Here is a 14,757-nt window from a genome sequence, read left to right as displayed (position 1 = left end):
AACAATTCGCAATATACTGTATAATCCGTTAAGCACTATGTAATTTATGTAATATTTGCGTTATAAAACTTGCATTTGAAAGGACGCCTTATGGCATTGACAAAAAAGCAGATTAAGCAGCTCCGCGCGCTCGCTAATACGCTTAGCCCACTTTTATACGTTGGCAAGAACGATATTACTGATGCAGCTGTGAAGCAAGCAGACGAAACCATGCAGTACCACGAGCTCATGAAGTGCTCTGTGCAAGATGGTTCCGGATTAAGCGCTAAAGAAGCTGCTGATGCACTTGCTCAAAAGCTCGGCGCCGAAGTCGTGCAAGTAATTGGCAATCGTTTTGTTTTGTTCCGCGTATCTCCATTAGACAGCGTTGACCACATTATGCTTGTGCGTGAATAATGATTTAGATTAACACGCCGTTTAAATCGTATACGAATGGGCTTCTCTAATTTGAGAGGTCCATTTTGCTTATGAGAAGCTATATAAATTACGTAATCAAGCCAAAAATACGCATAATTTTTGCATGTTTTCTTATCAGCGCATATAGATAGAATTGCATGTAAGAATTTCGCTTAAGAGAGATTGATTGATTCGAAAACTGAGTCAGCGATGCTTATTTTGTATCATGCTTGAGATGGAGGTTTATTATGAGTAAAGCTAAAAGTTATTTTTGGGGATTCGTTGTTGTCGCTATATTAGCTGGTTTGTGCTATTGCGTTCAGCACAATCCTTCTTTTAGCGGATTGCGCCACTTACTTAATATAAAACCAGATCTTAACGCTATTAGCGAAAAGTGCCATTTACCAATAAAACGCAGCTACGCTCTCGGAGGAGATAATGCGATTATAAAAGTTGGAACTGGTGACAATTTTCAACAAGCCGCATCATGCGTACTTGATGAGTTTCCTTCTTCTGACGCAAATCATAAAAAATTAGAAAATATTCTTTATAAAAACGGCAACCCATTCGACATGAATGACGACAATCATATTTTTATTGTTAGCGACCCATGTTCTGTAATGATTTTCCCAACTACTGCTGGTGACGTTATGATTGTTGGAAATGCTAATAATCTTTCCAAAATAGACAACGGCTCACTCATGGCAGGTTTAATGAAAGACGTTTCTTCCAATTACGGTGAATGAGTTACACATAAAACGTAGGTTTTGCCAAAATACGATTAAACAATTGCAACTTTGTGAAAGTAGAGATGCTGGGCATGAAAAAGAATAGTGATTTTCTGTATTATTGCGTATCGACTGTTGTACTTATATGCTGGCTTACAACATGGGTTGTGTATGTTTGCTTTGTTGCCGACACTGCACAAAATAGCGGTTTTTCACTGCAACATGTTGCCAGTAGTGCCATAAGCACTATCACAAAACCGCATACTCGCAATGCAGATGACATTCGTTCTCAAGCTGGCCGCGCTTATAAAGACGTACTAACTAATCTCAACGGCAAGTATAAATTTGGTGATGCAGATAAATATTATTATTCGCTTTGGGATGTTAACAATGACAAAATTCCTGAGTTGATTGTAACTGCTGCGAAAGTTGTAGATCCAAATTGTTTGCCAGCACAAAATGGTGAGACTTGTGAAAATGATCGACCAATATCAGCTCGGTTATTTTCATATGATGGGAAAAAGTTAGTCATTCCCTCAACCATACTTAGTTATGGCACTAATTTTGGAACTATGTTTTTTGACAAAAATCATGATGGTATTGTTTTCCTTGAAAATAAAGTACCAGATGGCGGTTATTCTGAGATCCATAACTGGTCGGAAGATCCTCATTTCCCATGGAAAAAAACAATATATAAACTGCAAAATAATGATTTTGTTAAAAAAACTTATTTAGTTGAATATCCTATCGACACAAATCTAACTAAAGGTAGTAATGAGTTAGGTAAAGTAACTGCGCCAAATTATTTGGAATCTGATGATCTTAGCGAAATTAATAAGTTAATTAATATAACTAAATTAACTTCTAAAGAGCGTCAGCATGAAGCAGAAGTGCTGAAATGGCGAGAAAAAGGTTATCAGGTTTTCGACGGTACAATATCTAGTGAAAATGAATTTATTTTCACTAAACGTCTTCTTATTGTTACTAATTTTCATGGAACAGAAAGTGGTTTTTCAGCTCCAGGTTCCTCTGTAGCAAGAGGTTTAATACTTCAAGGAAATTCTGAAGAAGATAATTCTAAATTAGATGCTTATTTTTCAAAATACGCAAAAACTGGGGATAAATTTACCATAGCTATTAAAGATTCTAGATATTGTTGTTGGGATGAAGATCTTTCAGGAACTCCGGAAGCTTTTGATGCTATGCATATTATTCCGTAATATACATTAATATATCATCGCAAAACTTTCTGTTCCTATGAAGTATGTAAATACACATAATTACATAGATTAAATGCTCCATGAGTGTTGAACTGTCTCAGTAGTTTTGCAATCATGGAGCATTTTATTTGCGCGAATAAATTTCATTTTTAAATGAATATCACTTCGCTTGATGCATGTAATGCAGTTTAGTCACGTTCAGGAAGCTTACTCCAGTCGAAAGGCTTTTCAACCAAGTAGTATGCAACACTATCGTCTGGAGCAGGCTTAAACGGAACAGCCTTGTGCTTAACTGTTGGCACGAACGGGTTATCTTCTATTGCACCTTTGTAAGGCTCAGCATCAACAGTTGTTTTAGAATACAGTTTCGGATTTCTGCGTAAAATAAACGGTCTTGTAGTATCTGGCTTTTTATTGCCTTTTCCTTCAAAATAGCCAGAAGATTCAATCTTATTAAGATTTGCATGAACTGGAACTACAAGGAAGAAGTCGCGCATTCTAAACGAAGAGTCTTTCCAATAGCCAGGAATTTTATCAGGACTTCCATATTGTTTAATGTCTTCAGGAGGTTCAAACGCGTCAACCCACTTACCATTAACACACATATTGCCAATATTGTCATTAGCTGTTTCACCACAATATGGCAATCCCATTCCACGATAAAGTTCAAAAGCGCCAGTGTCTCCAACAATCAAATGATTCTTCATCTGACTGTCTTTGTTTTTATTATTATCCTTATAAAAAATTACCCCACCAGGATCATGAGCGCCATTACCCAAAGTTAGATACTCATAGAAATGAGAGTCTTCAGGATATACAGGGTCATTTGGTAACCGCAAAAATGTAAACATTGGATGTTTTTGCGGATAATAATATGGCTGAAAATCTATACAGTCACCATCATTAGTACACCAAGTGCCAATTACAGGATTGGTATTCGTTGCCCAGAGTGACTTATCGTCGCTATCGCTTTCTTTTGTCATCACATTTTTGGTTTCAGAAGCGTCAACACCGTAGTACAAGTCAACATGCCCACCTGAAAACTTTGTACCTAAAGCAGGCTTAGAAGAAATAATCCTACCAAGATTCTTTTCTGACGAGAAATGCGGGTGCAATGAAACATCTTTCAATCCTAAATCTCGCAACTTATTTACTGCTTCGTCTTTATCCATGCCGAACAAGTCAGCAGGAATACCTTTGTCTTTAACTCCAACAGCAATACGAATCACACCATCATCACTACTTCCGCTCGAAACTGGGAAGCCTGGCATAGGGTCAGTTGCAATAACTTTTCCAGTATTAGTAGAAATAATATTGTATGTTTCAACAGGAACGCCCATAGATTCAGCTATTTTCTTAGCTTTTTCGAGAGGCTGACCTACTACACCCTTTTTAGGAATTCCAGGACCTTTAGATTCTATAACAGTAACATGCGATGAACTTTGCACACGTTGACCAGGACGAACATTAGTAAAACGAACAAAACCACCACGTTTAACAGAAGAAAACTCTTTAACAATAATAACTTTCACACCCTGCTTACGTAGATCGTCTACAGTTTTTTGCAATGGCGCACTTTTTAATGCACTAGCTTTAGGAATAAGAACAGTATGACTACTTTGTGAAGGTAAATAAAATACCATAAACGCAACCGCAGCAGCAATAACAAGTACTACAGCAACAATTGAAGCAATCAGTAGTTTAAATTGCTTTGATTTAGTAAAAGATTTCTCGCTACTACTTTTTGCAATATACCCAGGCTGAGTATAAGTTTCTTTTACAGGTGGCACATTATAATTTTCATTCGCAACATCCGAATAATTTGCAACAACATTGCCACATGAATCACAAAACTTACTATTCTGCTCTAGTTTATTTCCACAATTTTCACAAAATGCCATAATTCCCTCTCTTAACTGTGCTCGCACTTACCGAGTTTTTAACACAGCAAATCCCTCTTAAGTGAAATATCTACACACGATTCTAGTTACACTGTCCGATAAACACAAAGATGCAATAACAAACACAGCACTTATTTATTTGTTAGATTCGTGAAGAATGGCACGGATTTGAGATAAACGTTGCGAAATCTCCTGCTCGTAGCCGCGATTCGACGGCTGATAGTATTCGCGACCAACTAGCTCATCTGGCATGTACTGTTGGGATGCTACAGCACCCGGATAATCGTGAGCATACTTGTACCCGTCATGGTTTCCCCAACTTTTCATCAAAGCAGTTGGAGCGTTACGCAAATGAAGAGGAACTTGACCAATATTTCCAGCATCAACATCTTGCAAAGCCTGATTAATAGCATTGTAGCTTGCGTTTGATTTAGGAGCGGTTGCTACAGCAATCACAGCTTCCGAAAGAATAATACGCGCTTCCGGCATACCGATTAAAGCAACTGCTTGAGCTGCTGCAACAGTTACTTGCAAAATTTGCGGAGCTGCCATACCAACTTCTTCGGCAGCAGCAATCATAATTCGCCTTGCAATAAAACGCGGGTCTTCACCAGCTCGAAGCATTCGCGCTAAATAATGCAAAGAAGCGTCAACATCACTTCCGCGCATCGACTTAATAAAAGCAGAAATCACATCGTAATGATCGTCGCCGTCTTTGTCGTAACGAACTGTAGTAGTATCCATTACGTTAGAAACAATATCAGCAGTAATTACAGGCTTCTTTTTGCCATGCTGCAACGCAACATCTCCTGTTACTGCCCCTGCAGCCGCCTCTAAAATAGTGAGAGTTTTGCGAGCGTCCCCCCCGCTTAAGCGAATAATAGAATCTATTGCGTCATCGTCGATTTTAAGCTGATTATTAAGACCATTTTCGCTAGTTAGCGCACGTTCTATAAGAGTATGCAAATCTTCAACGCTAAGTGACTCAAGTTTAACAACTACTGATCTACTAAGTAGCGGCTTAATAATTGAAAAGCTTGGGTTTTCGGTAGTAGCTCCAATAAAAGTTACGTCGCGATTTTCAACGCTTGGAAGCAAAGCATCCTGCTGAGATTTAGAAAAACGGTGAACTTCGTCAATAAATAAAACTGTTTCTTGACCATTACTAACTAAACGCTCATGCGCGCGATCTAACACAGCTCGAACGTCTTTAACTCCAGAAGTTACAGCAGAAAGTTCTTCAAACACGCGACCAGACTGACGAGCAACAATATAAGCGAGCGTAGTTTTGCCAACTCCCGGAGGACCAAACAACACAACAGAACTTGGAGCAGTAAGAGAACCTTTAGATTGCGGATTTGCAAGCCTACGCAAAGGAGAACCTTCTTTTAGAGCATGCAACTGCCCTAGCACGTCTTCAATACTGCTCGGGCGCATACGCACTGCCAACGGACGAGTTACATCACTCGGCGCGCTACTTGCTGCAAATAAATCCTGCTCCATAAATACCAGCTTACACTACATATAGAACAAACGTTCGATTGCATTTTGCGTCTTGCATTTCGTATTCTGTTAACACATTTTTAAAAATCACACGTGCGAAACTTGGTAATCGAAGAACACAACTTCGCCTTCATCTTGAGTTGTATCTAAATCGACAACGCCAGTAATAGCCCAATTATGATCCCCATCTGAATCGTCAATAATCTGCCGAACTTTCCACGAATGTTCACTTTTCTCAAGCGAATCATCCAAAATAAACAAGTCGCCACTTCGAGCCTTAGCATCTATTCCAACATACTCGTGCTCATCGTAATAGTCGTCAAGCACATCATTCCACTCGTGAACGCCGTAACCCCAAGCTTTGTCAAGCTCTCCCAAAGATTCCGCATCTTCCAAATCCATAAGCTGCACACGGCGGAACATTGCGTTTCTAATCAACACAATAAGTCCACGACGATCCTCAACTACAGACTCAGAAGTTGAAGGCGCAGCCGTAGTTACAGCGCTAGCTTCAGCATCCGATCCTCCTGCACTCTCCCACTCGTCAACAAGACTTGAATCAATAGAGCGCACAACAAGACGAAGCCACGAAATAATATCACGCAATTCTTCGTTAAGCATATCTTCAGGCACAGTGCGCGCAAGAGAACGGTAAGCGTCCGAAAGGTAACGAAGAAGCGTTCCCTCACTTCTAGCAATGCCATAACGAGAAATGTATCCAGTAAAATCAGATGCTGTTTCAACCATGTCTCGAAGCACAGATTTAGGCTTAATCCAGTAGTCGTTCGCCCACGGCACATCCTTGCGATATTGCGCAAAAGCAGGAGCTAGTAAGTCTTCAAGAGGCTTAGGATAGCTAACTTCAGCTAAGCGTTCCATGCGCTCCTCATAGTCAATGCCATCGTCCTTCATACCAGCCATTGCAGCATCGCGTGCTTTGCGCTCTTGAGCACGAAGAACAGGCTTAGGATCATCCAGAGTTGCTTCAACCATGGAAATTACGTCAAGCGCATAGCTTTCAGATTCTGGGGCTAGAAGTTCCAAAGCTGCGAGTAAGAATGGAGAAAGCGGCTGATCTAGCGCAAAACCGTCTGGCATAGCAACATCAAGATCATAATCACAAGAACCGTCAACGCGCTCTCTACATTCAATGACTTGAGTATCGAGCAAAGTCTGGAAAATATCATCACAACGCTCAAGCAATTTTTCTTTATCTTGCGGCTTTTGTGCGCTATCTTCAATAAGTTTTTCGACGCGCGCTCTAGCATCCCCACCTTGCGTAACTTCGTTCAAAATCATTGAGTGCGTTACAACCATGTGAGGATTCAAAGTTTCGGGAGCGCTTTCAATAAGCTTAGTAAACGTTGGCTCGCCCCAAACAACAAAGCCTTCTGGAGCTTTCTTACGCTTAACTTTTTTAAGCTTTTTAGGATCATTTCCAGCTTTTGCAACAGCGCGCGCATTCTCAATCTCGAACTCTGGAGCCTCTGCAACTACTAAGCCCTCAGTATCGAATCCCATTCTGCCTGCACGTCCTGCAATTTGATGAAACTCGCGAGCGCGAAGCTTTCTACTACGATTCCCATCAAATTTTGTAAGAGCTGTAAGCACAACCGAGTGAATTGGCACATTAATGCCAACGCCGAGAGTGTCTGTACCGCAAATAACTGGTAGAAGTCCAAGCTGAGCGAGCTGTTCGACAAGCCTACGGTAGCGCGGAAGCATACCAGCATGATGTACGCCTACACCAGTGCGCAGTAACCTTTGCAAAATTTTGCCGAAACCTGTAGTAAATTTAGTACCTTTAATGGCTTGAGCAATTTTGTCTCGCTGCTCTTTGCTTGAAACTCCAGTACTTGCGAGCGCTTGCGCTGTTTCAAGAGCTGCGTCTTGCGAAAAATGAACTACGTAAATTGGCGTTAAACCCTTGTTAAATAAGAGTTCTACAGTTGTTGCAAGCGGCTTATCTGTGTACTCGTATTCGAGCGGGATTGGTCTTGGAGCGTCTGCAATAATATCGACGTTTCTTTTTGTTGATTTTTCTAAGCGTTCCGCAATATCCGTTACGTCTCCAAGAGTTGCGCTCATAAGTAAGAATTGCGTATTTGGAAGTGTAAGTAGCGGAACTTGCCAAGCCCATCCGCGCTCTGGATCTCCATAGTAGTGAAATTCGTCCATTGCAACGCAATCGACTTCAGCGTTTGCGCCTTCACGCAGAGCTTGATTTGCTAAGATTTCCGCCGTGCAGCAGATTATTGGAGCATCCGCATTAATATGCGAGTCGCCTGTAATCATACCAACGTTGTCACGCCCAAAAATAGCTACTAAATCGAAGAATTTTTCGGATACAAGAGCTTTAATTGGCGCAGTATAGTAGGAGCGTCTGCCGGTGGCGAGTGCCGCAAAATGCATGCCGAGCGCGACAAGCGACTTTCCAGAACCCGTTGGAGTGTTTAAGATAACATGGTCTCCTGCAAGCAAATCCATAACGGATTCTTCTTGATGCGGCCACAAATCTACATGTTTGTTATCTTTAACCCAATCAACAAATGCTTGAAAAATCTCATCTTCGCTAGCATGATGCAAATCGAAAGCTAACTCGCTCAAACCAGCCATATTGCGCTCCTACTTTACTTAACACTAACTTACTTGTGGCTTAATCGCGATTTCTTTGCGCTTTACTTGCGCTTCTTCTTATCTCGTACTTTTACGGAGATTTGAATAGGAGTTCCCTCGAATCCAAATTCTTCTCGAAGTGATCGCTCAATAAAGCGACGGTATCCGTGCTCTAAGAAGCCAGTTGTGAATATTACAAAACGCGGTGGGCGCGTAGAAGCTTGCGTAGCAAACAAGATTCTCGCTTGCTTTCCGCCTCGCAAAGGATGCGGATGAGCAGACTGAATACGACCTAAGAAAGCATTAAGCTTGCCTGTAGGAATGCGCTTATCCCAGCTGTCTAAAGCTGTTCGCATAGCGCGCGCAAGACGATTCGTATGCCATCCTGTTTTTGCGGAAAGATTTACGCGCTCAGCCCAAGTTACGCGCTCAAACTCAGTTTTCCATAAGCGTTCCATGCGCTGTCTGGAAAATTCGTCCATCAAGTCCCATTTGTTAAACACAAGTACGATTGCTCGACCCGCGTCTACAGCCTGGCTCATAACTTTCAAATCCTGCTCTGCAATCGGCTGGGAAGAATCGAAAAGAATCAAAGCAAGTTCCGAGCGTTCAATCGCAGCTTGCGTACGAAGTGAAGAATAGTATTCAGCACCCGTAAGCTTGTGCTGCCTGCGCTTAATACCAGCAGTGTCAATAAACAGCCAATCCTCGCCGTCAACTCGCACAACCTCATCAACAGGGTCACGAGTAGTTCCAGCCAAATCGTTTACAACAGATCGCTCTTCATGAGCTAAATGATTCAAAAGCGAAGACTTACCAACGTTTGGACGACCTACTAAAGCAACTCTGCGAAGTCCTTCTGGAGTTAAGAATCCTGAAGTTTTATTCGCTTTCTTCAAAGAATTGAGCGCTGCATCAAGCAAATCTCCAACGCCTCTGCCGTGCATTGCAGAAATTCCGTAAGGCTCACCCATTCCGAGCTTCCAAAACTCTGCAGTCAAATACTCGCTTCTAGCATCGTCAACCTTGTTAACTGCCAGAGTAATAGGCTTACCTGCAGCGCGAAGCATTGAAACAATACGCTCGTCTGTAGCTGTTAAACCAACTTGACCATCTACTAGGAAAATCACAGCATCGCTTAAACGCACTGCTACTTGCGCTTGTTGAGCAATAGAAGAATCAATACCTTCAACATCTGCTTCCCAGCCGCCAGTGTCAACAAGCTTGAAGTTGGTTCCAGCCCACTCAGCGTCGTAGCTTACGCGATCTCTTGTAACACCTGGAGTATCTTCTACAACAGCTACACGATGACCCAAAATACGATTTACAAGCGTTGATTTTCCAACGTTTGGTCGTCCTATAATGGCGATTACTCCAACAGCTTTAGAGTCTTTTGCATCGTCTTGATTTACTTCGTCGCCTCGAAGAAGCGCACGATCTTCATCGTCAAGATCGTAGCCTTCAAGATTAGCAGCATAGCGGTCGTACTCATCTTGCTCAATAGCAGCGTCAACCATTTCAACAAGAGCATCGAGAGTCTGTTCAAAAGTCAAATCAGAATTATCGAGCGTTGTGACACCGTCTGCTGCTTGAAGAAAATGCGTAACTTTAGCATCTTTAGCATCACGAGCGCGAATATCGTCTTCTTCAGATTCATTATTTTTAGATTCATTATTTTGCAAATTTTCTTGCGCAATATTCTGCTTGTTTCTGCGAGCTTGACGCACTTCTTCGCGTGCAGTAAGAAGCACTCGAACTTGAGCATTAGGAGCAACAACAGTAGTAATATCGCGTCCTTCTGCAACTATTCCCTCACCTTTAGAGAAAGAATCTTCATCTGACTCTGAAGCAATATACGCACGCTGAGCAGCAATAAGCATACGGCGAACTGCAGGAATCGAAGATACAGTAGACACATGCGAAGAAACTTCGCTGAAACGCAATTCTTCGCTAATATCCTCACCTTCGACAGTCACTACAGGATTCTTAGGATCAACACTAAAGTCAGCGTCACTTTCAGTAAATAAGGCTCCAACAGCTTCAACAATTTGATTAAAACGTTCAGCATCCGCTGGATTTACAGGATTTCCTTCTTCATCCAATTCAAGTTGCGTGCTTAAATCAATACCTTGTTTCAAGCACCACCAAGCAGCAGCTCTATACATCGCACCCGTATCTAAATACGCAAAACCATAGTATTGCGCTAAAGCACGAGAAGTAGAAGACTTACCTACTCCTGCTGGTCCATCAATTGCTACACAAATCACAGGCCAACCTCCTTAGAAAGCGAGCGCACTTCTGTTTGAGAAAGCACGCGATACGATCCAGCTTTTAAGTCACCCAATTTAATAGGGCCAATTTGCGTACGAACAAGACGCTTTACAGGGTATCCTACGGCTCCAAAAATCCTGCGAACAATACGATTTTTGCCAGAATGCAACACAACTTTTACCATGGTTGTGTCGTGATTCTGGTCGATTATTGCGCAACGGTCGAGCTTAATCCAACCATCTTCAAGATTTACGCCTTGCGAAACCAAGCGGCGGCAAACCATACCGTTAATTTTGCCTTCAACAGTTGCAATATAAGTTTTCTCAACCTCATACTTTGGGTGCATTACGTGCTGGCTTAGCTCGCCATCGTTGGTCATTAAAATAAGACCTTCAGAATCGTAATCCAAGCGTCCCATGTGGAAAATTCGCTCGTACTTGTCTCCAACAATATCTCTTAAAGTAAAGCGACCTTTTGGATCGTCCATTGCGCTAAGAACTCGCTTAGGCTTATGCAATGCGAGCGTTACTAGCTTTGTATTGAACTTTACGCGAGATCCATCAACGCGCACTTTTTGACGTTTTGGATCTACTCGAGTACCAAGTGTTGTAACCAATTCGTCGTCTACTTCAACACGCCCGTCAAGAATAATCTCTTCACACTTGCGTCTTGAACCAAATCCCGCTTCAGCAAGCAGCTTCTGCAGTCGAATGGCGTTGTTGTCATCTGAATGCGCCTGATTGGCGCGGGAATATGCGTTTGGCATCGTTCTCCCAACGTGACCTAAAGAATTACATACATACTTGCGCCAGAATTTACTTAAGAATACGCAATATAAGCAATTCATTACTCATTAACTTACTAATTTCTGTGGCAATTTATTAAATTTGCAATAAATCAAAAAACACCACGTCTTCCTATGTTACCGTATGGCATAGCCGTGATAGTATAGCCTAGGTTTCATTGTGTTGCAATCATTAACAAAGCGGCACAACTAAAATTAAGGAAAGTTATGATTAAAACTACAGATACGCCGTGCAGCACAACTAAAACTGCTGCGCCACTTATTGTTCGTATTGGCACTGAATTTATTGCTACAGCTTTAGCGATGTTCGTTGTTTACACTTTTTATTCTCTTACTACCGTAATGTACGGAATCAACGTTTTAATGATTGCCGCCGGCACTGGTATCGCTTATGCTGCAGCGACATATATTGCATCTAAAGTTTCTGGAGGCCACCTTAACCCTGCAGTGACAGTTGCTTCGATGCTTACTGGACGCACTTCATATACTGCAGGATTATGCTACATTGTTGCCCAAGTTCTTGGTGCTATTGCAGCTGCAGGATTGTTTATTCTTATTATTCCTCAGCAGGATTCAAGCATTGATCCGTCACAAGTTGGTCAAGGCTCAGGTTTTGACAAAAAGTATTGGTTTGTTTCAATAGTAAACGGATTCGAAAAGGCATCCCTTTCTGCACGTCAACTAAAAGAAATAAACTTGTCTTTCGGAATAGTATCTGCGTTATTAGTTGAAGTTATTGCTGTTATTTTGATTGTTGCCACTGCATTGCGCAGCACAGACCATGAAGGTAATACTAAATGCGGTTATGCAACACACATCGGTATTGCATACGCAGCTGGCGCTTTCATTACGTATCAAATTACAGGAGCTGGTTTGAATCCTGCTCGTTCTACCGGCATCGCATTATTCGCAAACTCTCATGATTTGGAAGTTAAACCACTAAGTCAATTGTGGGTATTCTGGATTGCTCCAATTTTTGCCGCAGCGCTTGTTAGCCTAGTTTTGCTATTAACAAAGCTTCTTTCAAACTCAGCACAAAAACTTGCTGTATCAAATGAAACAAATCCTGCACCAATACAAAATTTTGCAGACACAAAAGCAGATGCTCCTGCAGCGCCAGATATGAGCTATGAGTACGTTCAAAACGTATCTGACAATAACGTTGCGAACAATCTTTAAAAATAAAGTTATAGCAAAAATATAATTGAAGCGTATGTTATAAGCAAACCTATGCCGAGCGTAATACTTATGAAAGAATCAAAGCCAACTGAGCGAACTTTCCAAGGGCTACGCTGACGCATAATTAAGCGCATAACTCCTAGAAGTACAGCCGTCACAGAAATAACAACTGTGGCGGCTTTTACATATCCTATAAATGCCAATAATGCGCAAAGTGCAATAATAATTGCTACAATCCATTCAGCATAAGGCTTACCCTCACGTTTTTCCGACACGTACGGATGCTCCGTTTTAGCACTTCTAGTCTGATGCTCACTATCTGTCATACTTGTATCATACCTGCTCCGCGATAAGAAAACATAAGTTGTTTTATGCACTAACACAAAGATGCAGCGCTTGAAGTACACAAACGCTGCATCCATAATATTGATTAATTTATTTGTTTATAAATCTTAGTTAAAGCAATTTTAGTGGAAGAAGTGACGAGTACCGGTAGTGTACATCGTTACACCAGCTTTACGCGCAGCTTCGAACACTTCCTCATCGCGAATAGAGCCACCAGGTTGCACGATTGCGCGAACGCCAGCTTCAATAAGAATCTGCGGACCGTCAGCAAATGGGAAGAAAGCATCCGAAGCCGCAACAGCTCCGCGAGCACGTTCAGCACCATCAGCCAAAGTATTCGCACGCTCAACAGCCAAATGGCATGAATCCACGCGATTAACCTGCCCCATTCCAATGCCAACAGTAGCATTGTCGTGCGCAAGTAGAATTGCGTTAGACTTTACACAACGAAGCGAACGCCACGCAAATTGCAAGTCGCGCAAAGTGTCAGCATCAGCAGGATCTCCAGAAACAAGCGTCCAGTTTTCAGGATTATCACCAACTGCATCAATCTTATCTGCAGACTGAACTAAAGCACCACCGTCAATAGGGTGAACTTGCAAATCTAAGACTGGCGGAGTTGCAACCTTCAAAATGCGAAGATTCTTTTTCTTAGTGCGAAGCAATTCCAAAGCTTCAGGCTCATAGTCTGGAGCCACAATAACCTCTGTGAAAATTGGGCGCACACTTTCTGCCATTTCCAAAGTCACAGTAGTGTTTGCAGCAATCACGCCACCGTAAGCACTTACAGGATCGCAAGCGTGAGCTTTTTTGTGCGCTTCTACTGCAGTTGCGCCTATTGCCAAGCCGCAAGGATTATTATGCTTGCAAACAGCAACCGCAATTTGTGGAGCAAAATCCCAAACTGCACGCCAAGCAGCATCCGCATCTACATAATTGTTGTAGCTCATAGGTTTTCCGCCAAGAAGCTCAGCCTGAGCCAAACCACCCTTATGCAAAGGATCTAAATACAATCCTGCTTGCTGATGGGGATTCTCACCATATCGAAGCGTATGCTCTAAACTCCAAGTGCGCGTGTAGTTTGCAGGAAGCTTCACAGCTTCAGCATTTTGATTATCTTCTTCATCATTTGTGTTCAAACTTTCAGGCTTCTGCCATGCTTTACTTGTCCACTCAGATATAGAAGCATCGTAAGCTGCTGTATGAGCAAATGCTTTGCCAGCCAAATATTCGCGCTCTTGCAAATTAAAGCCTTCACCTGAAACGATTCTATTAGCTAAAAGCTGGTAATCTGCAGGATCTGTAATAACGGCAACAGACTTATGATTCTTTGCTGCAGCACGAATCATAGAAGGTCCACCAATATCAATTTTCTCAATAATTGCGTCACTATCAGCACCGCTCATTACAGTGTCTACGAATGGATACAAATTAACTACTACAGCATCAAACGGCTTTATGTTTAGCTTTTCAAGTTGCTTTACATGATCAGCATTACTCATATCTGCAAGAATTCCAGCGTGAATATGCGGATCTAAAGTCTTCACCCTTCCATCAAGACTTTCTGGGAAACCAGTAACGTCAGAAACTTCAGTAACATGAACGCCAAGTTCAGCCAATTTAGCAGCAGTAGAGCCGGTTGAAACTACTTCAGTATCAGCCTTTCTAAATGCTTCAGCTAATATTTCAAGTCCCTCTTTATGAAAAACTGAAACAAGAACTCTACGAATTTGCTTTTCACCTGTGGTTATCAGCACATTTGCGTTTGATTCTTTGCTCTGTGTCTGTTGCAC

11 protein-coding genes are annotated in these 14,757 nt (G+C 41.9%); 4 read left to right on the top strand and 7 right to left on the bottom strand.

Annotated features, from left to right (window positions below):
• The first annotated feature begins 90 nt into the window (after window positions 1-90).
• The 3 genes from HXT38_RS02415 to HXT38_RS02405 all read left to right on the top strand — a co-directional run bounded on the left by HXT38_RS02415 (window position 91) and on the right by HXT38_RS02405 (window position 2,344).
• Window positions 91-396 carry a YhbY family RNA-binding protein gene (locus HXT38_RS02415; RefSeq protein ID WP_012914205.1) on the top strand — a complete coding sequence of 102 codons (306 nt, stop codon included), beginning with the start codon at window positions 91-93 and terminating at the stop codon, window positions 394-396.
• A gap of 248 nt (window positions 397-644) precedes the next feature.
• Window positions 645-1,142: a hypothetical protein gene (locus tag HXT38_RS02410; RefSeq protein WP_116442733.1), complete on the top strand. Its 498-nt coding sequence runs from the start codon at window positions 645-647 to the stop codon at window positions 1,140-1,142.
• Window positions 1,143-1,216: 74 nt separating this feature from the next.
• Window positions 1,217-2,344 (top strand): hypothetical protein, encoded by a 1,128-nt coding sequence (locus tag HXT38_RS02405; protein WP_421791995.1) that lies wholly within the window; start codon window positions 1,217-1,219, stop codon window positions 2,342-2,344.
• A 188-nt stretch (window positions 2,345-2,532) separates the two neighbouring features.
• Here the strand turns inward: HXT38_RS02405 and HXT38_RS02400 are convergent, their stop codons facing one another.
• The 5 genes from HXT38_RS02400 to HXT38_RS02380 all read right to left on the bottom strand — a co-directional run bounded on the left by HXT38_RS02400 (window position 2,533) and on the right by HXT38_RS02380 (window position 11,401).
• Window positions 2,533-4,245: a PASTA domain-containing protein gene (locus tag HXT38_RS02400; RefSeq protein WP_421788892.1), complete on the bottom strand. Its 1,713-nt coding sequence runs from the start codon at window positions 4,243-4,245 to the stop codon at window positions 2,533-2,535.
• 135 nt (window positions 4,246-4,380) lie between these two features.
• Window positions 4,381-5,748 (bottom strand): replication-associated recombination protein A, encoded by a 1,368-nt coding sequence (locus tag HXT38_RS02395; RefSeq protein WP_421791994.1) that lies wholly within the window; start codon window positions 5,746-5,748, stop codon window positions 4,381-4,383.
• A gap of 87 nt (window positions 5,749-5,835) precedes the next feature.
• Window positions 5,836-8,364 (bottom strand): DEAD/DEAH box helicase, encoded by a 2,529-nt coding sequence (locus HXT38_RS02390; protein WP_421791993.1) that lies wholly within the window; start codon window positions 8,362-8,364, stop codon window positions 5,836-5,838.
• A 62-nt stretch (window positions 8,365-8,426) separates the two neighbouring features.
• Window positions 8,427-10,631: a bifunctional cytidylate kinase/GTPase Der gene (der, locus tag HXT38_RS02385; RefSeq protein ID WP_421791992.1), complete on the bottom strand. Its 2,205-nt coding sequence runs from the start codon at window positions 10,629-10,631 to the stop codon at window positions 8,427-8,429.
• Window positions 10,628-11,401: a pseudouridine synthase gene (locus HXT38_RS02380; RefSeq protein WP_004106562.1), complete on the bottom strand. Its 774-nt coding sequence runs from the start codon at window positions 11,399-11,401 to the stop codon at window positions 10,628-10,630. The genes der and HXT38_RS02380 overlap by 4 nt, the downstream gene beginning before the upstream one ends.
• 246 nt (window positions 11,402-11,647) lie before the next feature.
• Here HXT38_RS02380 and HXT38_RS02375 point away from each other — a divergent pair, with 246 nt between their 5' ends.
• Window positions 11,648-12,619, top strand: coding sequence for an MIP/aquaporin family protein (locus HXT38_RS02375; protein ID WP_004106561.1), 972 nt, complete (start codon window positions 11,648-11,650; stop codon window positions 12,617-12,619).
• Window positions 12,620-12,627: 8 nt separating this feature from the next.
• Here the strand turns inward: HXT38_RS02375 and HXT38_RS02370 are convergent, their stop codons facing one another.
• Together HXT38_RS02370 and purH are read right to left on the bottom strand one after the other, a co-directional pair.
• A complete protein-coding gene (locus tag HXT38_RS02370; protein WP_004574306.1) occupies window positions 12,628-12,945 on the bottom strand; it encodes a hypothetical protein in 318 nt (105 codons plus the stop codon).
• A 141-nt stretch (window positions 12,946-13,086) separates the two neighbouring features.
• Window positions 13,087-14,757 (bottom strand): bifunctional phosphoribosylaminoimidazolecarboxamide formyltransferase/IMP cyclohydrolase, encoded by a 1,671-nt coding sequence (gene purH / locus HXT38_RS02365; RefSeq protein ID WP_101886055.1) that lies wholly within the window; start codon window positions 14,755-14,757, stop codon window positions 13,087-13,089.

The organism is Gardnerella sp. DNF01157 (assembly GCF_049244225.1).
Lineage (GTDB): Bacteria > Actinomycetota > Actinomycetes > Actinomycetales > Bifidobacteriaceae > Bifidobacterium > Bifidobacterium leopoldii.
This window is presented reverse-complemented; position numbering and strand designations above follow the sequence as displayed.

What these genes read in the sequence shown, in the direction of transcription:
- HXT38_RS02405 (WP_421791995.1), top strand. Translation starts at nt 1,217, where the DNA reads ATGAAAAAGAATAGTGATTTTCTGTATTATTGCGTATCGACTGTTGTA.
- HXT38_RS02410 (WP_116442733.1), top strand. Translation starts at nt 645, where the DNA reads ATGAGTAAAGCTAAAAGTTATTTTTGGGGATTCGTTGTTGTCGCTATA.
- HXT38_RS02395 (WP_421791994.1), bottom strand. Translation starts at nt 5,748, where the DNA reads ATGGAGCAGGATTTATTTGCAGCAAGTAGCGCGCCGAGTGATGTAACT.
- HXT38_RS02400 (WP_421788892.1), bottom strand. Translation starts at nt 4,245, where the DNA reads ATGGCATTTTGTGAAAATTGTGGAAATAAACTAGAGCAGAATAGTAAG.
- HXT38_RS02370 (WP_004574306.1), bottom strand. Translation starts at nt 12,945, where the DNA reads ATGACAGATAGTGAGCATCAGACTAGAAGTGCTAAAACGGAGCATCCG.
- HXT38_RS02390 (WP_421791993.1), bottom strand. Translation starts at nt 8,364, where the DNA reads ATGGCTGGTTTGAGCGAGTTAGCTTTCGATTTGCATCATGCTAGCGAA.
- HXT38_RS02415 (WP_012914205.1), top strand. Translation starts at nt 91, where the DNA reads ATGGCATTGACAAAAAAGCAGATTAAGCAGCTCCGCGCGCTCGCTAAT.
- HXT38_RS02375 (WP_004106561.1), top strand. Translation starts at nt 11,648, where the DNA reads ATGATTAAAACTACAGATACGCCGTGCAGCACAACTAAAACTGCTGCG.
- HXT38_RS02380 (WP_004106562.1), bottom strand. Translation starts at nt 11,401, where the DNA reads ATGCCAAACGCATATTCCCGCGCCAATCAGGCGCATTCAGATGACAAC.